The organism is Bacillus sp. GbtcB10 (assembly GCF_019091365.1).
Taxonomy (GTDB): Bacteria; Bacillota; Bacilli; order Bacillales; family Bacillaceae; genus Bacillus; species Bacillus altitudinis.
Genome location: NZ_JAGXJP010000001.1, coordinates 906330 through 926574, shown reverse-complemented (window position 1 = coordinate 926574; position 20245 = coordinate 906330). Strand labels below are relative to the sequence as shown.

Annotated in this window: 25 protein-coding genes and 1 pseudogene; 13 read left to right on the top strand and 13 right to left on the bottom strand. The window is 39.9% G+C overall.

What is annotated here, in order from left to right; all coding sequences use genetic code 11:
• Positions 1 to 87: 87 nt before the first annotated feature.
• The gene (locus tag KVT11_RS04935; RefSeq protein ID WP_025207411.1) at positions 88 to 801 is read left to right on the top strand and encodes a DsbA family oxidoreductase; all 714 of its coding nucleotides are present in this window, start codon (positions 88 to 90) and stop codon (positions 799 to 801) included.
• Between the two features lie 106 nt (positions 802 to 907).
• Positions 908 to 1360, top strand: a complete 453-nt coding sequence (locus tag KVT11_RS04930) for a VOC family protein (RefSeq protein ID WP_025207410.1) — start codon at positions 908 to 910, stop codon at positions 1358 to 1360.
• Positions 1361 to 1677: 317 nt separating this feature from the next.
• On the opposite strand, the gene KVT11_RS04925 is transcribed toward KVT11_RS04930, so the two are convergent.
• Positions 1678 to 1878, bottom strand: coding sequence for a hypothetical protein (locus KVT11_RS04925; protein ID WP_025207409.1), 201 nt, complete (start codon positions 1876 to 1878; stop codon positions 1678 to 1680).
• A gap of 189 nt (positions 1879 to 2067) precedes the next feature.
• Between KVT11_RS04925 and KVT11_RS04920 the strand changes: the two genes are divergently transcribed.
• The 3 genes from KVT11_RS04920 to arsC are packed head-to-tail and all read left to right on the top strand — an operon-like array spanning position 2068 to position 4160.
• Positions 2068 to 2415, top strand: a complete 348-nt coding sequence (locus KVT11_RS04920; RefSeq protein WP_025207408.1) for a metal-responsive transcriptional regulator AseR — start codon at positions 2068 to 2070, stop codon at positions 2413 to 2415.
• A gap of 12 nt (positions 2416 to 2427) precedes the next feature.
• Positions 2428 to 3726 carry an arsenic transporter gene (locus KVT11_RS04915; RefSeq protein WP_210552450.1) on the top strand — a complete coding sequence of 433 codons (1299 nt, stop codon included), beginning with the start codon at positions 2428 to 2430 and terminating at the stop codon, positions 3724 to 3726.
• A 14-nt stretch (positions 3727 to 3740) separates the two neighbouring features.
• Complete coding sequence (arsC, locus tag KVT11_RS04910) at positions 3741 to 4160, top strand: arsenate reductase (thioredoxin) (protein WP_100325054.1); 420 nt, start codon at positions 3741 to 3743, stop codon at positions 4158 to 4160.
• 213 nt (positions 4161 to 4373) lie between these two features.
• On the opposite strand, the pseudogene KVT11_RS04905 reads toward arsC, so the two are convergent.
• Positions 4374 to 4854 (bottom strand): annotated as a pseudogene (locus KVT11_RS04905) (sugar O-acetyltransferase).
• Between the two features lie 2 nt (positions 4855 to 4856).
• The gene (locus KVT11_RS04900) at positions 4857 to 6020 is read right to left on the bottom strand and encodes an isocitrate/isopropylmalate dehydrogenase family protein (protein WP_046527313.1); all 1164 of its coding nucleotides are present in this window, start codon (positions 6018 to 6020) and stop codon (positions 4857 to 4859) included.
• 77 nt (positions 6021 to 6097) lie between these two features.
• Between KVT11_RS04900 and KVT11_RS04895 the strand changes: the two genes are divergently transcribed.
• From KVT11_RS04895 to KVT11_RS21255, 3 genes are all read left to right on the top strand, one after another.
• A complete protein-coding gene (locus KVT11_RS04895; protein ID WP_210552449.1) occupies positions 6098 to 7270 on the top strand; it encodes an MFS transporter in 1173 nt (390 codons plus the stop codon).
• 195 nt (positions 7271 to 7465) lie between these two features.
• Positions 7466 to 7813 carry a hypothetical protein gene (locus KVT11_RS04890; protein WP_008343786.1) on the top strand — a complete coding sequence of 116 codons (348 nt, stop codon included), beginning with the start codon at positions 7466 to 7468 and terminating at the stop codon, positions 7811 to 7813.
• 29 nt (positions 7814 to 7842) lie between these two features.
• On the top strand, positions 7843 to 7968 hold the full coding sequence (locus KVT11_RS21255) for a hypothetical protein (RefSeq protein ID WP_008343787.1): 126 nt from the start codon (positions 7843 to 7845) through the stop codon (positions 7966 to 7968).
• A gap of 52 nt (positions 7969 to 8020) precedes the next feature.
• Here KVT11_RS21255 and parC read toward each other — a convergent pair whose 3' ends face one another.
• From parC to KVT11_RS04875, 3 genes are all read right to left on the bottom strand, one after another.
• Positions 8021 to 10462: a DNA topoisomerase IV subunit A gene (gene parC, locus KVT11_RS04885; protein WP_210552448.1), complete on the bottom strand. Its 2442-nt coding sequence runs from the start codon at positions 10460 to 10462 to the stop codon at positions 8021 to 8023.
• Positions 10463 to 10464: 2 nt separating this feature from the next.
• Positions 10465 to 12432 carry a DNA topoisomerase IV subunit B gene (gene parE / locus KVT11_RS04880; protein WP_007499323.1) on the bottom strand — a complete coding sequence of 656 codons (1968 nt, stop codon included), beginning with the start codon at positions 12430 to 12432 and terminating at the stop codon, positions 10465 to 10467.
• Between the two features lie 415 nt (positions 12433 to 12847).
• A complete protein-coding gene (locus tag KVT11_RS04875) occupies positions 12848 to 13261 on the bottom strand; it encodes a CoA-binding protein (RefSeq protein WP_017359577.1) in 414 nt (137 codons plus the stop codon).
• A gap of 154 nt (positions 13262 to 13415) precedes the next feature.
• On the opposite strand from KVT11_RS04875, the gene plsY reads away from it, so the two are divergent.
• Entirely contained in the window at positions 13416 to 13997 is a 582-nt protein-coding gene (plsY, locus tag KVT11_RS04870) for a glycerol-3-phosphate 1-O-acyltransferase PlsY (protein WP_019744131.1), read from the top strand.
• A gap of 96 nt (positions 13998 to 14093) precedes the next feature.
• A complete protein-coding gene (locus KVT11_RS04865) occupies positions 14094 to 14381 on the top strand; it encodes a HesB/YadR/YfhF family protein (protein WP_008343795.1) in 288 nt (95 codons plus the stop codon).
• A 41-nt stretch (positions 14382 to 14422) separates the two neighbouring features.
• On the opposite strand, the gene KVT11_RS04860 is transcribed toward KVT11_RS04865, so the two are convergent.
• The 7 genes from KVT11_RS04860 to acnA all read right to left on the bottom strand — a co-directional run bounded on the left by KVT11_RS04860 (position 14423) and on the right by acnA (position 19215).
• The gene (locus KVT11_RS04860) at positions 14423 to 14731 is read right to left on the bottom strand and encodes a hypothetical protein (protein ID WP_019744130.1); all 309 of its coding nucleotides are present in this window, start codon (positions 14729 to 14731) and stop codon (positions 14423 to 14425) included.
• 3 nt (positions 14732 to 14734) lie between these two features.
• Positions 14735 to 15157, bottom strand: coding sequence for an acyl-CoA thioesterase (locus tag KVT11_RS04855; protein WP_076821642.1), 423 nt, complete (start codon positions 15155 to 15157; stop codon positions 14735 to 14737).
• A gap of 103 nt (positions 15158 to 15260) precedes the next feature.
• Complete coding sequence (tlp, locus tag KVT11_RS04850) at positions 15261 to 15503, bottom strand: small acid-soluble spore protein Tlp (protein WP_017359579.1); 243 nt, start codon at positions 15501 to 15503, stop codon at positions 15261 to 15263.
• Positions 15504 to 15518: 15 nt separating this feature from the next.
• Positions 15519 to 15662: an acid-soluble spore protein N gene (locus KVT11_RS04845; protein WP_008357830.1), complete on the bottom strand. Its 144-nt coding sequence runs from the start codon at positions 15660 to 15662 to the stop codon at positions 15519 to 15521.
• 51 nt (positions 15663 to 15713) lie between these two features.
• Positions 15714 to 15839, bottom strand: a complete 126-nt coding sequence (locus tag KVT11_RS04840; protein ID WP_003211002.1) for an FbpB family small basic protein — start codon at positions 15837 to 15839, stop codon at positions 15714 to 15716.
• Between the two features lie 76 nt (positions 15840 to 15915).
• Positions 15916 to 16419, bottom strand: coding sequence for a TlpA family protein disulfide reductase (locus KVT11_RS04835; protein ID WP_008343807.1), 504 nt, complete (start codon positions 16417 to 16419; stop codon positions 15916 to 15918).
• A 66-nt stretch (positions 16420 to 16485) separates the two neighbouring features.
• Entirely contained in the window at positions 16486 to 19215 is a 2730-nt protein-coding gene (acnA, locus tag KVT11_RS04830) for an aconitate hydratase AcnA (RefSeq protein ID WP_008343808.1), read from the bottom strand.
• Between the two features lie 220 nt (positions 19216 to 19435).
• Here acnA and sspO point away from each other — a divergent pair, with 220 nt between their 5' ends.
• From sspO to KVT11_RS04815, 3 genes are all read left to right on the top strand, one after another.
• On the top strand, positions 19436 to 19582 hold the full coding sequence (sspO, locus tag KVT11_RS04825) for a small acid-soluble spore protein O (RefSeq protein ID WP_017359581.1): 147 nt from the start codon (positions 19436 to 19438) through the stop codon (positions 19580 to 19582).
• A gap of 17 nt (positions 19583 to 19599) precedes the next feature.
• The gene (locus tag KVT11_RS04820) at positions 19600 to 19746 is read left to right on the top strand and encodes a small acid-soluble spore protein P (protein WP_003211331.1); all 147 of its coding nucleotides are present in this window, start codon (positions 19600 to 19602) and stop codon (positions 19744 to 19746) included.
• Positions 19747 to 19848: 102 nt separating this feature from the next.
• Entirely contained in the window at positions 19849 to 20238 is a 390-nt protein-coding gene (locus tag KVT11_RS04815) for an Hsp20/alpha crystallin family protein (protein ID WP_017359582.1), read from the top strand.
• The last annotated feature ends 7 nt before the right edge of the window (positions 20239 to 20245 follow it).

Genomic DNA, 20245 nt, shown 5'->3' with positions numbered 1-20245 from the left:
AACATCATCCCACCTCGCACGTTCAAAAGCGTAATAAAGAAGAATAGACAAAATACATTCATTAAAATCATAAAGGGGGAACATAGGATGAAAGTAGAAATTTGGTCTGATTTTGTTTGCCCGTTTTGTTATATTGGCAAACGTCAATTTGAAATAGGGTTAGAACAGTTTGAACATAAAGAAGAGGTCGAAGTCTTATTTCGACATTTTCAATTAGATCCATATGCGAAAAAAAATACAGGAATGGATATCCATCAAGTATTATCCTCTAAGCATGGTGTCCCAAATGAAAAAGCAAAAGTACTGAACAATCAATTGAAACAGAAAGCAAAAGAGGTTGGGTTAGATTATCAATTTGATACAATGATTCCTACGAATTCATATGATGCACTTCGTCTTTCTTATTATGCAAAAGAGAAAGGGAAGATTCGGGAGTTTATGGAACGTATTTTGAAAGCTCATTTCACAGATTCACTAGATATCGGTGATCACGCAACACTTGCTCAACTTACAAGTGAAATAGGTCTTGATGGCAACGAAGCTTTGGATGTTTTATCAAATGATCAATATAGCGAGAATATCGCAGCTGATAGAGCCGAGGGATCTAAAATTGGGATTCAGGGCGTGCCCTTTTACGTTGTGAATGATAAGTATGTCATCTCAGGAGCACAACCTAGCGAAGTGTTTTTAGAAACATTACAACAGGTATGGAAAGAAGAGTACGGGAATCGTAAGGTTGAAGAGCATAAATTAGAGTCGTCGCTCGATGAATATTGTTCAGATGGAACATGTAAATTTTAATGGATATTCAAAAAAGATATAGAAATCACAAAAGATTGATATAGCTACTTTAAATACCACTTTATAATGAAACATTTACTTCCAAAAATCAAAGGGGTTTAGCGATATGAAAAATACAATTTTTCAAGGTACAATCGAGCATTCAGGATTTGTAGTACCCGATATCGAAGTAGCAGTTGAATTCTTCACTCATATTTTGGGTTTTGAAGTCTTGTTCCGGCCAAAACGGATGCAGTTTGAGGACGATAGTTTAAAAAGGTACTTTGGGGTTCACGAACATTCAGTTGTAGAAGGGGCGGCATTTTTGCAATATGGCGGTAGAAAGATCGAACTGGTTCAATGGTCGACGCCAGATCAACAGAATGTTCACCTAAAACCCAGTGATATCGGTGTAGCCCATCTAGCTATTACAGTTACCGATATAGAAGAGGCTTTAAAATATTTTGCAGAACAGTCTGATGTTAAAGTCAGAGAGCTGAGCTCTCTTGGATTTTTCTATATCACAACTTCATGGGGGATGGAGATTCAAATAATGGAATTACCCCAAAAACCTTTATGACCTATCTAATTTGTACCAAGACAAGAACAAGGGTCCTTTAATTAGTTGAAACAATAACTGTATCTTAATTTGTGGACCCTCTTTCACCTTCTGATCATAGGACACCAAGAAGGGTCCTTTCCATCTAATTGACCTCTTGCAGGCAATTGATCATTGTTTTCTCCTCTTAATACCTCACTAATATCCTGCTTTCTTAAAATCCATATCATTTCTGTGCTTTTTGATGTCTCTTTTAGTTTTGGCAGCTCTAGCAAAGTGTTAACAGCAGAATGCCCAATGCTACCCAATGCAATTCTGATACCGAGTCAGATCGCGATTTAAAATATCAGGAATGCCATTCGATTAGCAACTCTTTTTTCATTTTCTGTCATAATCCCTTCAGCATTTATTGGGTTAGGGTTTTTCCACGTACCAGTGGCATGTATAACCGTCTTTGCCTCGTAAGTTTTTTCTTCTTGATTATTTAATTTCACTCGAATGATAAAAGGCACAAGACCTCTGTCTTTTGTTTTTATCAACACCTTTTTTGCCAATATAGAGAACTGGGCTATTTAAATAACTATGTGGTTTCATTTGAAGAAGAGAAGTCGGTATTTAAATCAATCATTTTCACACGAATCAATTTTTGTTTGAATTCATATAATCAATTGATTATATAAGTTTTCAGTTATATACTATTGAAGGAGTTGAAAAGAGGGGGAATCATTGTGACTACAGATGTTTCAATTGGTGTGACACATATGTCGAATTGTTTAAAAACACTCAGTGATCAAACAAGACTGATCATGATGAAATTGTTTTTGGAGAAAGAATATTGTGTTTGTGAACTGGTAGATATGTTCGAAATGAGTCAACCAGCGATTAGTCAGCATCTACGAAAATTAAAAAAAGCTGGATTTGTTCATGAGAACAGAAAAGGGCAGTGGCGTTATTATTCAATCAATACACTGTCTCCAGAATTTGAGACGATTCGGATCATCTTAAATCAAATTGATAAAGAAGATGACCTTTTAAAAAGTATACAACATAAAGCAACAAACATTTCTTGTTCGTAAGGAGGGATGGGTTTGAGTTTTGCCGTTTTATCATTAATCATATTTTTGTTCACTTTGGTACTGGTTATTTGGCAGCCAAAAAATTTATCCATAGGGTGGTCCGCTTGTGGAGGAGCTATTTTAGCTTTAATCGTAGGTGTTGTGAATGTTGACGATGTGATCACCGTGACAGGCATCGTTTGGAATGCGACTTTAGCTTTTGTCGCCATTATCGTCATTTCACTTATACTTGATCGAATCGGCTTTTTTGAATGGGCAGCATTGCATATGGCAAAGGCTGCAAAAGGCAGTGGGCTACGTATGTTTGTGTATGTGACCATCCTTGGGGCAATCGTCGCTGCTTTATTTGCAAACGATGGTGCAGCACTTATTTTGACACCCATTGTTTTAGCCATGGTCAGAGCATTACACTTCAATGAAAAAATTGTATTCCCTTTTATTATCGCGAGTGGGTTTATTGCAGATACAACGTCGCTTCCACTTGTCGTAAGTAATTTGGTGAACATTGTAACAGCCGACTATTTCAACATTACGTTTATTGAATATGCATCCAGAATGGTTGTTCCAAACCTTTTTTCATTGCTAGCGAGTATCACTGTGCTGTACCTTTTCTTTAGAAAGAGTATACCAAAACGCTATGATATGACTGAGTTAAAGCAACCTAGGGAAGCAATAAAAGATCCAAAGATGTTTAGATTATCTTGGTATATATTAGCTTTTTTGTTGATTGGTTATTTTGCTAGCGAATTTTTATCTATACCTGTATCGGTCATAGCTGGAGTGATTGCCATTTTATTCTTGGTCATTGCACAAAAAAGCCCTGCTGTTCAAACAAAAAGCGTTCTAAAAGAAGCTCCCTGGGCGATCGTATTCTTTTCCATAGGTATGTACGTTGTTGTCTATGGCATGCGAAATGCAGGGCTTACTGATGCTCTTTCTAGCGTGATTCAAGCTGTAGCAGATCAAGGTTTATTGGCAGGGACTCTTGGTATGGGATTTATCGCAGCGATTCTTTCATCTGTCATGAATAATATGCCGACGGTCATGATCGATGCATTAGCCATTTCCGGCACCGATACACAAGGAATAATGAGAGAAGCGTTAATATACGCAAATGTCATTGGTTCTGATTTAGGACCAAAAATTACGCCGATTGGCTCCTTAGCAACACTACTATGGCTCCACGTCCTTTCTCAAAAAGGTGTGAAGATTTCCTGGGGGACATATTTCAAAATAGGGGTCATTTTAACTGTACCAACACTATTCATCACACTTTTAGCGTTGTATTTCTGGCTAATGATTATACATTAAAGGAGACGATCAACATGTCAAAGAAAACAATATACTTTTTATGTACCGGTAATTCTTGCCGCAGTCAAATGGCTGAAGGTTGGGCTAAAAAATATCTTGGAGATGAGTGGAAGATCTATAGCGCTGGTATTGAAGCTCATGGATTAAATCCGAATGCTGTAAAAGCAATGAAAGAAATAGGGATTGATATTTCTCATCAAACGTCTGACCTGATTGATCAGAAGATATTGCATCACGCTGACTTAGTCGTCACACTATGCGGTGACGCAGCTGATAAATGCCCGATGACTCCTCCACATGTCAAGCGTGTCCATTGGGGCTTTGATGATCCAGCAAAAGCAGAAGGAACAGAAGAAGAGAAGTGGGCATTTTTCCAAAAGGTACGAGATGAAATTGGAGATCGATTGAAACAGTTTGCTGAGACTGGAAAATAGTGCTGCCGTTTGAGTCAATTGAATATAAAGTCTAATAATAAAGAGGATCAAGTCAAAGGTTCTCTTTTTTTGCATTAATTAATATCTAGTTTACATAATATATATTCTAGGAAGTTAAACAACAATTGAATTTTCTTTGTCTCATTATTAAGTATACTTATCTTATTGAGATAAAATAAAAAATGAAAATCCAAAGGTTGATTCGTCAGATTTTCATTCCTTTAAATGTTTTAAGATTTTTGCAGGATTCCCGCCAACAATCACATTTGACGGAACATCTTTTGTCACAACGGATCCTGATGCAATGACAGCATGATCTCCGATTGTCACACCTTTGACGTTCTTCTGGATTTAACGGATGTCCAGCTGTATATATATGTACATTCGGACCTAACAAACAATGATCTCCAATTGTAATCTTGCAAACATCTAATAACACAGCATCAAAATTCGCAAAAAAATGCTCACCAACCTCGATATTGTATCCATAATCACATTGTATTCTGCCTTCAAACACCACATCTTCTCCGCAAGCGCCTAAAAGCTCCTTTAAAATGGCCTTTCTCTGTGATGCCTCATTTGTTTGCTGATAGGCAAATGTCAATTGTCGCGCTTTTGCTCGATCTGCCATCAATGTGTGGTCATTTGGGTGATAGTATTCTCCCTTGATCATCTTTTCTTTTTCTGTTTTCATGTTCATCTCCCTTTTATTGAAACTTCATTCATCGTTTGAATGAATGCCTCGGTGAATTGTGTCGTCGTCTCATTTCCTCCTAAATCCTTCGTTTTCAAGTTCTTTTTTAAGGTCTCACCAAGAGTATGTTCGATCAGACTGGCTGTCTGTTTTAATCTTTCATCTTGATATTTCACATGTAGCCAGTTACAAAGCATCACTGTAGAAAGAATCATGCCCATTGGATTGGCGATATTTTGACCAGCAATATCCGGTGCTGAACCATGTGCCGCCTGTGCCATCGCTTGATTTTCGTTGCAATTTAATGAGGGTGCCATTCCTAAACTGCCGACTAGTTCCCCTGCAAGATCAGATAATATGTCGCCAAACATATTTTCTGTCACAATCACATCAAAATCACCTGCACGTCTCACTAAATGAGCAGCCATCGCATCAATATGAATATCCTCAACCTCCACTTGTGGATATGCTTTCGCTACCTCTTGACATGTTCGTAAAAACAAGCCAGATCCTAATTTGATCACGTTCGCTTTATGAACAATGGTGACTTTCCCCCTCCTCTCCACTGCACGTTGAAAGGCCGCGTGGGCAATACGGGTAATTGCTTTTTTTGTAAACACACCTGTAGATATGGCGACATCTGGTGTAATCATCCACTCTCCTGTTCCCTGATACATATTCCGGTCTGGATAAAAGCCTTCTGTATTTTCTCGAAAAATGACAAGGTCGACGCCACTGGCAACGCTTTTCACACCTGGCAGCGATTGCGATGGACGAATATTTGCAAATAAATCAAATGTATGACGCAGTTCTCCACTTGGATTTCTTCTTTCTTTCAATTGATCAGGATATGAAGCTGAATCATGAGGTCCTAATATCCAGCCATGGCATTTTTTCAAGGCGGCTATCGTAGATGCTGGCACTGGATCTTGATGAGAATGAATGGCTTCAGCACCGATAGGACACTCTACAAATTCCACAAATGGTTCATTGAACTGTGACAGCGCTGTCTTTAAAATACGCATACTAGAATTAACAATTTCCGGTCCAATCCCGTCTCCCTTTAAAACACCTATTCGATATGACATATGTATCGCCCCTTTTGTCTTTATTCTATCAAAGAATGATGAAGTTGGAATATTTTCTTCATGATGATCCTCCCTCATGTTATTTACGAATCAAGAAGTCTCCTTTATAATCGAGTAGATTTGTTCTGTATGACTACATAGATATGAGGGATTAGATGAAATTAAAGTGGTATAAAGCGATTATTGTTATTTTTACGATGTCTGGAATCTCCATCTCCACTTGGTTTTCAAGAACACCAGAAGTGAGAGATTTATTGCAAGCAGATACAGGCACAATGGGACTCATTTTACTCGGCTTATCAGTAGGTTCCATTGTCGGGCTGATTCTTTCCAATGTATTCGTTCGCAAAAAAGGCGGCCGAGTGGCGATTGTGGTCAGCGCTTTTTTGATGTTTATTGGATTCTCAACCCTTGCAATCGGCGCCGCCCTCTCTTCTACGCTAATTGTCACTGCTGGTCTTTTTCTTTTTGGTTCAGGCTCAGGCATGTGCAATGTAGCCATGAACTTAGAAGGAACGGAGATTGAGTATCAGATCAAGAGAACGATCCTGCCGATTTTACATGCTTCTTTCAGTATTGGAACATTAATTGGTGCAGGTGCCGGAATTCTCTTTATTTATTTAGGTGTGTCTGTCCTCATTCACCTTCTCACCATTGCACTCCTTTTCTTTCTCAGCATCCTGATTTGTACACGGTTTATTCCGCACGGGACAGGAAAAGATTCGGATGAGACGCAGACAGAATCAGTTGAGGCTTCTCAAACATCATGGCTGAACAAACGGACGATCTCATTAGCGATGATTGCCTTATGTCTCGCATTTGTAGAAGGTTCTGCAAATGATTGGATTCCACTAGCAATGGTTGATGGCTATCAGGTTTCTCATTCAATGAGTACGATCATCTATGCATTATTTTTGTGCGGGATGATTAGTGGCAGACTACTGAGCGGACGTTTCATTGATCGCTTTGGCAGGGTGCTATTGCTAAGAATCGCGATTTTATCTGCTGCCGCCGGACTATTCTTGGTGATTTTAAAGATTTCACTCGTCGTGTGTATGATATCTATCTTTTTATGGGGACTTGGCGCGTCCTTAGGCTTCCCGCTGACCATTTCAGCAGCTGGTGATGATAGCCGCTATGCTGTCAAGCGTGTCAGTATCGTCACTTTATCTGGGTATACAGCCTCTCTATCAGGGCCCCCTGTTTTAGGACTGCTCGCCAATCAAGTCGGACTGCTTCATGCGTTTATTTTTGTTCTGTTTGCCATTTGTATTGCGGGAATCTTCACAAAAGCTGTTGCAAAACCGACATCAATACATTCTTTTTGACAAGTGCCAGATCTTTGATCTCGGTACTTTTTTTAAATTTTAAAAATAAAATTGAAACCTTTCATGAAGTGAAACAGTCCTATAGATGTCTTGATGTTTAGCGCTTTTTTAAAGAGGGAAAGTAAAAAAATAAGACTTTTCAAATAACTGAAAACGTGGTAAGATCATGAAAATAAACAGGAAGGGGTGAGAAAAATGAAAAAAAATATGCTGTTAAAATTAGCAGTCTTATTCATAGCACTTGCAAGTTTTCATTTGTTCTCAATGCCTCATTCCGTTCAGGTATACCATCATGCAAAGGTGGTTGCTGATCAAGAATCACATGAAATGAAAATCGTTCAGACAGCAGGCGATGAAAAGAAACAAAAACATGTGAACGCAGTATTTGCGGCATTTACAGCACTGCTAGTCATTGGCAGTATGGCAGCTGGATTTGCACGCATCACTTATACTGATCGATTTGACCGGAAAAAGAAGCATTTACTTGCAGTGTTCTACCAGTCTTCGAATTTCCGAGTAGCTCGTGTTAACCCAACCATTTAAATCAAACAAAAATTGGGAGGTTTTACACGATGTTATTTTTCTTAAGAGTATTCATTCTAGGTCTATTCTCTGTCACTTCACTTTCTCTTTTCGTTTACCAAGGAATTGAAGTAGTGCATGCCATCACAAGCATGTTTGGCAATCACGAGAGTTAAATTGACCTCATCATAAAAACCCCCTGCCTTACGCAGGGGGTTTTCGTTTTGCTTATTTATTGTCATCTTGGTCAGATGCAGCAGGTGATAAAAGAACTTGAGTTACTTCTCCCTGCTCTTCCTCATCTAAAATAAACGATCCATTGCTATAACGATCATTTGCCCTTAGTGTGGAAATATCGAGCGGGATCGTGGCACCCTTTTCCGTATCAATCTCAAGTGTATCGTGCAGTGAAGCAGCAATCACAGCAACAATTCTGTGAGGGTTTTTCTTTAATTCTCTTAGCATGATCACTCCACGTTTTGCTCTTGATGTCTTATCAAATTCAGAGAGGTTCATCCGCTTCACAGCACCTCTTTGTGTCGTGAGAACAAGCACATTGTTCTTCGGATCAATGATTTGTCCAGAGACCACCTCGTCTCCGTCCTTCAAATTGATGCCTTTCACACCAGCCGCTCTCGGACCGACCACACTCACTTCTTCTTCATCAAACCATAATCCATAGCCATTTTTCGTTGCAATAAACAATTCTTGCTGACCTGTTGTAACATGAACATCTACAAGTTCATCATCACCTTTTAAATTCAAGGCGACAAGCGGTTTTGAATAGCGCTGCGCTTTATATTGGAGAAGCTCTGTTTTCTTCACCATACCGCCTTTTGTAAAGAACAAGAGATACGATGATTCATCGAATTCTTTAATTGGGATCGCTTTTTGAATGGATTCATCCCGATCAATCGTAATAATATTCGTAATATGCTGCCCCATGTCTTTCCAGCGTATATCTGGCAACTGATGAACTGGACAGTAAATGTAGCTCCCTTTATTCGTAAAGAGCAGAAGAACATCTGTTGTATTCATTTCAAACTGGTGAATCAGTCGGTCTGTATCCTTCATGCCGAAGTCCTTACCGTTTGATGCAGCATATGAACGCTGGCTTGTCCGTTTGATGTATCCATCTTTTGTGACTGTGACGTACACGTCCTCTGATGCGATCATCACTTCAAGGTTAATCTTAATTTCTTCAATTTTTTCCTCAATGACGGATCGTCTTTCATCAGCATACGTCTTTTTCAACTTCTTCAAGTTGTTCGTAATGACTTTAAACAGCTTTTTCTCATTCGCTAAAATGTCTTCCAGCTCTGCAATTCGCACGTCAAGCTCTCTTGCTTCGTCTCTTAGTTGAGTGATATCTGTATTTGTTAAACGATATAACTGGAGAGAAACAATCGCTTCTGATTGAGCTTCTGTAAAATCATATTTCTCCATCAAATTGTTTTTCGCATCACGCTTATCATTAGACGAACGAATCGTCGCAATGACTTCATCTAAAATGGAAAGAGCTTTAATTAATCCATCTACAATATGATGACGTTCTTTTGCTTTTCGAAGCTCGTATGCTGAGCGGTTCGTCACCACTTCTTTTTGATGAGCAATGTAAGCGTCTAGTACAGTTGTAAGCGTCATTAAAGTCGGTCTTCTGTTATGTATCGCGACCATATTAAAGTTATATGGGATTTGCAGATCAGAATTTTTATATAAGAAATTCAAGACACCATTCGCATCCGCTTCTTTTTTCAGCTCTACAACAATCCGAAGGCCGGTACGATCCGTCTCATCCCGAACCTCAGAAATTCCTTCTACTTTTCTTTCAATGCGGAACTCGTCCATCTTTTTGACAAGATTGGCTTTATTCACTTCATAAGGAATTTCTGTGATCACGATTTGCTGGCGTCCACCGCGGATGGTTTCAATCTCCGCTTTTCCGCGAATCATAATCTTTCCTTTTCCTGTTTCATATGCCTTCTTAATACCATCCACACCTTGAATGATCCCGCCTGTTGGGAAATCAGGCCCTTTGATGACTGTCATTAAATCTTCAACCGTACAATGCGGCTGTTCAATTCGCTTAATCACGCCATCAATCACTTCTCCTAGATGGTGCGGCGGAATATCAGTCGCATAACCGGCTGAAATCCCTGTTGACCCGTTCACAAGAAGGTTGGGAAACATCGCTGGTAAGACAACAGGCTCTTTGCTTGTATCATCAAAGTTCGCGACAAATTCGACTGTCTCCTTGTCGAGGTCCTTTAAAAGCTCTGATGCAATGGCAGAAAGCCTTGCTTCCGTATAACGCATGGCAGCAGGAGGATCTCCGTCGATACTCCCGTTATTTCCATGCATCTCAATCAGCACATTTCGCACTTTCCAATCCTGGCTCATTCTCACCATTGCTTCATAAACAGAAGAATCACCATGCGGATGATAGTTACCAATGACGTTACCGACTGTTTTGGCAGCTTTACGGAAGTTTTTATCTTGTGTATTTCCTTCCGCATACATTGCATATAAAATTCTTCGTTGTACAGGCTTTAATCCATCACGTGCATCTGGAAGTGCACGATCTTGGATAATATATTTACTATAGCGACCAAAACGGTCCCCAATCACTTCTTCTAACGGTAAATCATGAAATCGTTCTTGTTGTGCCATGTTTAAACCTCCTCAGCTAGCGACAAGTTTTCATTTTCAAGAATGTTGCTTTCCTCATCAAGTCCAAAGGCGACATTCTTTTCAATCCATTTACGGCGTGGTTCTACTTTGTCACCCATCAGTGTCGTGACGCGGCGTTCCACCCGTGCAGCATCATCGATCTTCACCCTGACAAGCGTTCTCGACTCTGGATTCATTGTCGTTTCCCATAGCTGGTCGGCATTCATTTCACCTAAACCTTTATAGCGCTGAATCGTATATCCTTTTCCAACTTTCTTTAGTACGTCATCCATTTCTTCATCAGACCAAGCATATTCAATGACTTCTTTCTTCCCTGAACCTTTGCTAACTTTATATAAAGGCGGAAGGGCAATGAATACTTTGCCATGCTCAATCAGCGGCTTCATATAGCGGTAGAAGAATGTAAGCAATAGAACCTGAATATGCGCGCCATCTGTATCAGCATCTGTCATGATGACAATTTTGTCATAATTGATGTCTTCTACATTAAAATCGACACCAACCCCGCCGCCAATAGCATGGATAATGGTGTTGATTTCTTCGTTTTTGAAAATATCCGCAAGCTTTGCTTTCTCTGTATTAATGACCTTCCCTCGAAGCGGCAGCACCGCTTGGAATTTTCGATCACGTCCTTGCTTGGCTGATCCACCCGCTGAGTCGCCCTCTACTAGATACAGTTCATTTCTTGCCGGGTTTCTAGATTGAGCAGGTGTTAATTTTCCGCTTAGTGTCGCTTCAGACTTTTTCCGTTTCTTGCCGCTCCTTGCTTCTTCTCTTGCTTTTCTAGCCGCTTCTCTTGCCTGCTGCGCTTTAATCGCTTTTTTGACAAGCAGTGTTGCCGTTTCGCGGTTTTCTTCAAGGAAATAAGCCAATTTTTCAGAAATTACGGCATCAACAGCTGACCTTGCCTCACTCGTTCCAAGCTTTCCTTTTGTTTGTCCTTCAAATTGAAGAAGTTCTTCAGGAATTCTGACAGAAATAACAGCTGACAGGCCTTCACGAATATCCGTACCTTCTAAATTTTTATCTTTTTCTTTTAAAAGGGTCACTTTGCGTGCATATTCATTAAAGGCTCTCGTCATGGCCGTTTTTGCACCAGACTCATGCGTACCGCCATCTTTGGTTCTTACGTTATTGACGAACGACAAAATATTTTCTGAATATCCGTCGTTAAATTGAAAGGCAAAATCGACTTCAATGGACTGATGTTCGCCTTCAAACGAAACGACTTCACTAAGTACATCCTTTTCCTCGTTTAAATAAGCAACGAACGCTTCAATACCTGTCTCATAATAAAAGGTTTCCTGCACATCATGGCGCTCATCAATCAGCTCTATTTTTAGCCCTTTTAATAAAAAGGCTGATTCTCTTAAACGCTCTGATAATGTATCAAAATTATAGGTGGTGACACTGAACATCGTTGGATCTGGCTTAAAATGAATCAGTGTACCGGTCTTTTTCGTTTTCCCGATTTTTTCAAGTGATGTGACTGGCTTTCCGCCATGTTCAAAGCGCTGGTGATAAATAAATCCATCGCGTTCTATCGTCACGGTGAGCCACTCTGAAAGTGCGTTCACAACGGACGCCCCAACCCCGTGAAGTCCACCACTTGTTTTATAACCACCTTGACCAAATTTTCCGCCTGCGTGCAGGACCGTTAAAATGATTTCTGGTGTCGGTTTTCCAAGCTTATGCATACCAGTAGGCATTCCGCGCCCTTTATCTTGGACGGAAATGCTGTTATCTTTATGTATTTTGACAATGATATGATCTCCATGGCCAGCGAGCACTTCATCGACAGAGTTGTCTACAATCTCATAGACAAGGTGATGAAGACCGCGTGAATCCGTCGATCCAATATACATCCCTGGGCGTTTACGGACCGCTTCAAGCCCCTCTAGCACCTGAATAGAATCATCGTTATAATCTACTTGCTGCTTTTTAACCAAATGCTTAATCCCCTTTCACTAACAAACATAACCGGCTAATCATCAATGATCTCTCTAGATTTTAATGATGATCATGCTGCTCATTACTGTCCACTTTAATAAGCTGCATCATCACCATGCATGTGTGATTCAGCGATACATGCTCTTTTGCACGGTTATGAGAATGTTCTACATTCTGCAATCAGAACTAGAAGTCCATTATAAACAAGACTGTTTCATAAGCCAAATGCAATCATATGATGGTTTTAGCAAAACAGAACAAATGTTCTATATTTATCTTATCGCTCTTTTTCTCGATATGCAAGGTCACCGATAGGTCCCTGTCGCCTTATTTTATCGCTTTCTTCTAGAATCGCAAATATATTTCTGCAACAAAAAAGCAAAAATCCTTGAAAAACCAAGGATTTTTGACGATTTAATGAGTTTTTGTCATCGCATGAGCCACTTTGATACATAAATCCATGATGGCGACCTTGCCATTTTCCTCAATCAGCCTTTTTGCCTCTTCATGATATACGCCTTGCTGCGCCCAAAAAACAGGTGCGTCTATTTCAAGAAATTCTTTCGCCACCTCAGGCAAAAACTCAGAACGTCTAAAGACATTGACGATATCAACAGGCCCTTCTATGTCTTTTAAAGAGTCGACCGCTTTTACCCCAAGTGCTTCATCAATCGTTGGATTGACAGGAATGATGTCATAACCGGCATCTTGCATGGCTTTTGAAACCATATAGGACGTTCGGTGCGGCTGATCTGACAAACCAACAACCGCAATTCGCTTACTGCTTTTTAATATACGCCCAATTTCTTGTTTTGAAGGATGATTCATCCAGACACTCCTTTTCTTCTATTTTAGCGAATTTCTTGTTAAAAACAAAGCTGAATTCATCGGCCATCGTTTTTTTCAAAAAAAGATCGCCATGTTTTTCATAAGATCATGTTAAAATGTAAGACAAGAGGGAGAATATAAAGGAGTTATGCAGATGTTAATTGCTTTGATGTTTATTTTGGCTTATCTTCTCGGCAGTATTCCATCAGGTCTCATTGTCGGGAAAGCTGCAAAGGGAATCGATATCCGTGAACATGGCAGCGGGAACCTAGGTGCGACGAATGCATTCCGTACGTTAGGTGTGAAAGCAGGGTCCATCGTTATCACTGCTGATATTTTAAAAGGGACTCTTGCTTCGGCTTTACCGTTTTTCATGCAACTGGACATTCATCCCTTATTAGCAGGAGTTGCTGCTGTTATCGGTCACAGCTTTCCTGTCTTTGCAAAATTTAAAGGGGGAAAAGCGGTCGCTACATCAGGCGGCGTGCTGTTATTTTATGCCCCGTTCTTATTTATCACGATGATCGCTGCTTTTTTCTTATTTTTATACATTAGTAAATATGTTTCATTATCATCTATGCTGACTGGGATCTACACATTCATTTACAGCATATTCACCCAAGACGTATTTTTAATTATTGTTGTTGCTGTTCTTGCTGGTTTTGTGATCTTCAGACACATCGCCAACCTCAAACGAATTCTCAACAAAACTGAACCGAAAATCAAATGGCTTTAGCCGTTTCATCAATTTAAATATGTGGTAAAAGTAAAGAAAAGCTGTTTTTGCATCCTGCATTTAAAAACAGCATGACTTCAAAAAGGGGCGATCACATTGAAATTAACGATAAAAGATGATGCACTCAATTGGTACAAGAATGAACTGGATTTAGAAAAAGGTGATCATGTTCGCTTTTTTGTCAGATATGGCGGGTGCAGTAATGTACAAAAAGGCTTTTCTCTCGGCGTCGCAAAAGATGAACCTCAAAATGCCGGCGCAACCGCTGAAGTAGAAGGCATTACTTTCTTTGTGGAAGAAAGTGATATTTGGTATTTTGACAACCATGATCTGCATATTGATTATAACGAGTCCGTGAAAGAACCAGAATTTCATTATGAATAAACAAAAAAGATACCTCATCCCTCGGGTATCTTTTTTGTTTATCACTCAATATAAAGTCCATACTCCTGAATGTTTCCTAACGACCGCTCTTTTTGCAAAATCCGTTTTTGCGAATCACCGATGAGATCAAAATGAGGAAAACCTTCGCGAACATGGATCCATTCTTTCTTTAATCCATGCTTTTGTCCCCAAGCGATTAATTGCTCCATATCCTGACAGGCTGCCTTTGTGACAGTATTCGCATGCGGAAAACGGTCATCAAGCCAATAGTGTGTCAAAAAGGCCACATTCCCTTGCCGAACAGCTGATTTCCAAGCATTCAAATCTCTTCTTTTAATTCCAAAGGCCATGAATCAAACCTGCTTCTTGGACTCTTCGTATACGCTGTGCCATGCAGGGAAAGCTTTTCTAAATTGAATCGGTCTAAAGGTTTCTTTGTCCACACAAATATGTGAGGTGGTCCCTGTAATAGCCGTTTGTCCATCAGGTTTTTGTATTTCATAGCCATACACTGTTTTCACGCCGTTATATTCTTCTATCCATGTGTGAACTGTAGCCGTTTCACCGTACAGTAGTGGTTTCTTATATTGAACCTGAAGATCGACAACAGGTGCAAGGACACCGTCTGCCTCTAACTGGGCATAGGAAAAGCCTAATTCTTTAATTAATGCTGTTCTGCCGACTTCCATCCAGATTAAATAGTTGGCATGATACACAATGCCCATTTGATCTGTTTCTGCATAACGGACTTCTATTTCTTTTTTAGATACATACACGTTTTCATCGCTCTCCTATCAAAACCTAACGTCTCTGACATTTTACCACATTCCAAATGGTTCTTCTAAAAAGAGGCAATAAAATAAACCAGGAATCCCTGGTTTATTCAGTGTAACCGCTCTTTCTTGCTGCTTCCTCGTCCTTTATTTCAGAACGCATTGCGTCAATACTTGTTCTACGGTTTTCATTTTTTTGCTTGATCATCTGCTTTTCTTCCTCTGTTGAAAGACCCATTGCTGCTTCAGATTCATCAATATTTTCAAGTGTGTTTTCGATCATATCCTGCAGCTTCTCAACATTATCAGAACGATCATCTGGATTGGATTGATATGACTTGTCATTCATCATGCTTCCCTCCTATTATTCGCCCTTCGTCTGTATCACATCAGGCTGTTCATTCGATTTATTATGCATCTTTTTGCCTTTATTTCGTTTGTATGCTACAGGTTTTGTCCCTAAATGGTCTGGTGTAAACTGCGCTTGTTTATCATGCTCTCTACCCATCATTCACCCCTCCCTCTTCTTTAGGATGAACGAAAAAGGACAAATCATAACTTATTTCTGTCTAAATCGCTCTTCCAACTTTTCTTCAAGCTGGTTTAAAAATTCCTCATTGCTTAATAATTCTTTTTTATTTTCAAGCACAAGTTCTTCAAATGTACGGCGCTTTCTTCTTCTCATGTCTATCACCACCTCCACTCTGTTCATACCATTTTCGCCAAAACATTTAGAAAATAAGCAAAAAAGAGCTGAATCATTATAGATCCAGCTCTTTTTCAATTTCTTTTTTTGTGAGCATTTGATGCTTTACAGACAGGATACGCCCTTTTTCATCTAGTATGTATGTCGTCGGATATGAAAGTACCTGATATCTCGCTTGAATACCTTTTTGATCTAATAAAACAGGAAAACTGACCTTAAGTTCATCAATAAAAGATGCGACGTGATCCACACTCTTTTCAGTGTTCGTCAAATTCACCGCTAGTACCTCAACTTGGTCATTTTCACTTCTAATTGCATCTAGATCTGGCATTTCTGTTCGGCAAGGCTTACACCATGTCGCCCAAAAATTGAGAAGTACTTTTTTACCTCGATAATCAGATAAAGATGCCGTTTTGCCATCAAGGGTTTTGAGCTCAAAATCAGGGGCTTTGTCCCCTGTTTCAAGACCGATGGCGGGTTCTTTTGGTCCGAATACATTCCATGCAAGTAAACCAATCAACACAAGTAAAACAGCGCTTGCCATTCCTTTTTTCCACATGATTGATCCTCCACTATGTTAAAAAAGAAGAGAAAGCTATCTAAGCGCCTTCTCTTCTTTGCTTTATTAGTTGCTTGCCAATTTTTCACGCAATACCATTTGAAGGATACCACCATGACGGTAGTAGTCAATTTCGACTTCACTGTCAAAGCGAACAATTACTTCAAATGTTTTCTCGTTGCCATCTGTATCAATTGCTTTTACAGTGACAAGGTCACGCGGACGAACTGTTTCATCAACATCTACTTCGAATGTTTCTGTTCCTGTTAGTCCATAAGTTTCTGCACTTTCTCCATCTTTAAACTGTAAAGGAAGCACACCCATGAAGACAAGGTTACTTCTGTGGATACGCTCAAAGCTTTCCGCAAGAACGAATTTAATTCCAAGAAGATTTGTTCCTTTTGCAGCCCAGTCACGTGAAGAACCCATTCCGTAGTCTTTGCCTGCTAAGATCGCAAGACCAGTTCCATCTTCTTTATAACGCATGCATGCATCATAAATGGATGTCACTTCACCAGTTGGCCAGTACGTTGTATACCCGCCTTCTGTTCCTGGTGCGATTTGGTTCTTAATGCGGATATTTGCAAAAGTACCTCTCATCATTACATGGTGGTTACCACGACGTGATCCATATGAGTTAAAGTCTCTTGGCGAAACGCCTCTTTCTTGCAAGTATTTACCTGCAGGCGTGTCTTTACCAATTGCTCCAGCAGGAGAAATATGGTCTGTTGTGACAGAGTCACCGAACTTAGCCACTACGCGCAATCCTTTAAGTGGTTCAACTTTACCAGGTTCAACTGATAAGTTTTCAAAAAATGGCGGGTTATCAATGTATGTGGAATTTTCATCCCATTTATACAATGCATCATCCGTCGTTTTAATTTCATTCCAGCGGTCATTGTTGTCAAAAACAGTTTCATACTCTGAGCGGAATAGCTCAGGTGTGACAGTGCTTTTCACGACGCTGTTGATTTCATCCATTGATGGCCAAATGTCATTGAAATAAACGTTCTCGCCATTTTTATCGACACCGATCGGATCTTTTGTTAAATCAATATTCACCGTACCAGCAAGTGCATAGGCCACTACTAATGGTGGAGATGCAAGGTAGTTTCCTTTTACAAGCGGGTGGATACGCCCTTCAAAGTTACGGTTACCTGATAAAACAGAAGTGATCAGCAGATCATTTTCAGAGACAGCATCTTCAATTTCTTTTTCAAGCGGTCCTGAGTTTCCGATACATGTTGTACAGCCATACCCAACGATGTTAAATCCAAGGTCTCTTAAGTATGGAAGAAGTCCTGAGTTCACGAGGTACCCTGTTACAACTTTAGAACCCGGTGCTAGTGACGTTTTCACGTAATTTGGCACCTTCATACCGAGCTCACTTGCTTTTTTCGCAACAAGACCTGCTCCGATTAAGACGTATGGGTTCGATGTATTCGTACAGCTCGTAATCGCTGCAATCGCAATCGCACCTGTCTTCATCACAGCCTTTTCACCATTTGCTAGATCAAATTCGATTTGTTTGTCTAGCTCTGATTTTTCTAAGCCAAAACCTTGGTTACCAGCTGGGCTTTCGATGTGTTTATGGAACGTCTCTTTCATTTGAGAAAGTGGAATCAAATCTTGTGGACGTTTAGGACCAGATAAGTTTGATTCAATTTGAGAAAGATCAATTTCCACAACATCTGTAAAAATTGGCTCTTCTGCATCTGGCGTATAGAATAAGCCATTTGCGCGAGAATATTCTTCAACGATATTAATTTGCTCTTCATCACGTCCAGTAAGGCGAAGGTAAGCTAGCGCTTCTTCATCTACTGGGAAGAATCCGCAAGTAGCACCGTATTCTGGCGCCATGTTCGCAATTGTTGCACGATCTGCTAACGGCAATTGTGCAACACCAGGTCCGAAGAACTCGACGAACTTGTTCACTACGCCTTTTTCACGAAGAACTTGTGTCACTTTTAAGGCAAGGTCAGTTGCAGTTGTTCCGTTTGGAAGCTCTCCAACTAATTTAGCACCAATAACTTCTGGTACTGGGAAGTATGAAGGCTGACCAAGCATACCAGCTTCTGCTTCGATACCGCCAACGCCCCATCCAAGTACACCGATACCGTTAATCATTGTTGTATGTGAGTCAGTACCAACTAATGTATCTGGGTAAGTGATGATCTCGCCATCTTCTTCGATTGCATGAACAACACTTGCAAGATACTCTAAGTTCACTTGGTGAACGATCCCTGTTGCAGGCGGAACAGCTTGATAATTGTTAAACGCTTTCTTTGCCCAGCTAAGGAAGTTATAACGCTCTGCGTTACGTTCGAATTCTAAATCCATGTTAATGTTTAATGCATCTTCAGTTCCAGCTTTATCGACTTGTACAGAGTGGTCAATGACCAAGTCAACTGGAATTTCAGGGTTGATTTTATCTGGGTCTCCGCCCACATCTGCCATTGCTTTTCTTAAAGAAGCAAGGTCAACGACAGCTGGCACACCCGTGAAGTCTTGTAAAATAACACGAGAAGGTTTAAATGGAACATCAATTTCTTTTACCTCGGCAGTTCCCCATTTTGCCAAGTTTTCAACGTGTTCCTTCTTGATCACTCTACCGTCTACTTGGCGAAGCACTGATTCTAACAGTACCTTAATGGAATAAGGCAATTTAGAAACATTTCCGATTCCTTGTTTCTCGAGTGCTTCTAACGAATAATAGTGATACGTTTTCCCATTTGTCGAAAACGTTTTTCTAGATTGAAAAGCGTCTTGTTTAGCGACTTGCTGCTGTTTCGACATGTCCAAAATCCCCCTTTTGATGATCAAGATCAATTTCAATTCTCAGAAAAATCGTCGTATTTCACCACAATTTTCTCACAATTTCATCTTAAAACAAATTCATACATAAGTAAATAACAATGCTTTTATTAAATTCAATAAGTTTAGCTTATCACAAGGAAATGATTACTCCTCATAAACTGAGCAGCACGGGTTCATACTAATGCTGAGGTGATAGAACATGACAAAAAGAAAAGCAAATCATGTCATTGACGGCATGAACGCAGCCAAAAGCCAAGGAAATGGTGCAGGCTATATAGAAAATGATCAGCTCGTTTTAACAGAAGAACAAAAGCAAAACAATAAAAAGCGTAAAAAAAACCAATAAGAAAGGAGTGAGAAATGATGACGAACAAGAACACTGGGAAAGACATACGTCAAAACTCTCCTAAAGAGCATCAAGGCGGGCAGCCTGAGCCACTATCAGGCAGTAAAAAAGTGAAAAACCGCAACCATACAAGACAAAAGCACAATTCACATCATGATATGTAAACATTTTCTCTTAAGCCCGTGACCAAACGGGATGTTTTAGGTCTTTCACACATTTCAGCTTTCATCATATGATTTATTATGAGATGTGATGGAGGAGTGTTTATGGAGAATGAAAAGCAAGTGAATTCCTCTGATTTTCTTGAAATAGATGATTGGCTGAGTGTATTAATGGATGATCCTTTTGCATGGTATGACGAACAACTCCCAATAGATCTTTACGAAACAAGCCGTGATTATATTATTGAGATCGACCTCTCCACCCTATCGATCACTGATTTAAAACTGACCTTTTCCGGATGTGAGCTCATCCTCGCTTATTTGATTGATGAAAGAGAACAGCCGATTGAAAAAAGTGTCATGCTCCCTTTTTATTTGAATGACAAAGACATTGATACAGATTACGAAAACAGAATCATATCAATAAAAATCAAAAAGGAAGCCCATCGTCAAGACGGAGCATTTTCCTTTCAAATGCCGCACTTCAAACATTAAGAGCCCA

Bases quoted from the DNA above. Each gene is read 5' to 3' on its own strand.
- KVT11_RS04840 (WP_003211002.1), bottom strand. From the start codon at position 15,839: ATGAGAAGAAGAAAGCGCCGTACATTTGAAGAACTTGTGCTTGAAAAT.
- KVT11_RS04820 (WP_003211331.1), top strand. From the start codon at position 19,600: ATGACGAACAAGAACACTGGGAAAGACATACGTCAAAACTCTCCTAAA.
- KVT11_RS04935 (WP_025207411.1), top strand. From the start codon at position 88: ATGAAAGTAGAAATTTGGTCTGATTTTGTTTGCCCGTTTTGTTATATT.
- KVT11_RS04930 (WP_025207410.1), top strand. From the start codon at position 908: ATGAAAAATACAATTTTTCAAGGTACAATCGAGCATTCAGGATTTGTA.
- arsC (WP_100325054.1), top strand. From the start codon at position 3,741: ATGTCAAAGAAAACAATATACTTTTTATGTACCGGTAATTCTTGCCGC.
- KVT11_RS04815 (WP_017359582.1), top strand. From the start codon at position 19,849: ATGGAGAATGAAAAGCAAGTGAATTCCTCTGATTTTCTTGAAATAGAT.
- acnA (WP_008343808.1), bottom strand. From the start codon at position 19,215: ATGTCGAAACAGCAGCAAGTCGCTAAACAAGACGCTTTTCAATCTAGA.
- KVT11_RS04890 (WP_008343786.1), top strand. From the start codon at position 7,466: ATGAAAAAAAATATGCTGTTAAAATTAGCAGTCTTATTCATAGCACTT.
- KVT11_RS04835 (WP_008343807.1), bottom strand. From the start codon at position 16,419: ATGTGGAAAAAAGGAATGGCAAGCGCTGTTTTACTTGTGTTGATTGGT.
- KVT11_RS04875 (WP_017359577.1), bottom strand. From the start codon at position 13,261: ATGAATCATCCTTCAAAACAAGAAATTGGGCGTATATTAAAAAGCAGT.
- sspO (WP_017359581.1), top strand. From the start codon at position 19,436: ATGACAAAAAGAAAAGCAAATCATGTCATTGACGGCATGAACGCAGCC.
- tlp (WP_017359579.1), bottom strand. From the start codon at position 15,503: ATGAATGACAAGTCATATCAATCCAATCCAGATGATCGTTCTGATAAT.
- plsY (WP_019744131.1), top strand. From the start codon at position 13,416: ATGTTAATTGCTTTGATGTTTATTTTGGCTTATCTTCTCGGCAGTATT.
- parC (WP_210552448.1), bottom strand. From the start codon at position 10,462: ATGGCACAACAAGAACGATTTCATGATTTACCGTTAGAAGAAGTGATT.
- KVT11_RS04895 (WP_210552449.1), top strand. From the start codon at position 6,098: ATGAAATTAAAGTGGTATAAAGCGATTATTGTTATTTTTACGATGTCT.
- KVT11_RS04845 (WP_008357830.1), bottom strand. From the start codon at position 15,662: ATGGGTAGAGAGCATGATAAACAAGCGCAGTTTACACCAGACCATTTA.
- KVT11_RS04860 (WP_019744130.1), bottom strand. From the start codon at position 14,731: ATGGCCTTTGGAATTAAAAGAAGAGATTTGAATGCTTGGAAATCAGCT.
- KVT11_RS04900 (WP_046527313.1), bottom strand. From the start codon at position 6,020: ATGAGGGAGGATCATCATGAAGAAAATATTCCAACTTCATCATTCTTT.
- KVT11_RS21255 (WP_008343787.1), top strand. From the start codon at position 7,843: ATGTTATTTTTCTTAAGAGTATTCATTCTAGGTCTATTCTCTGTCACT.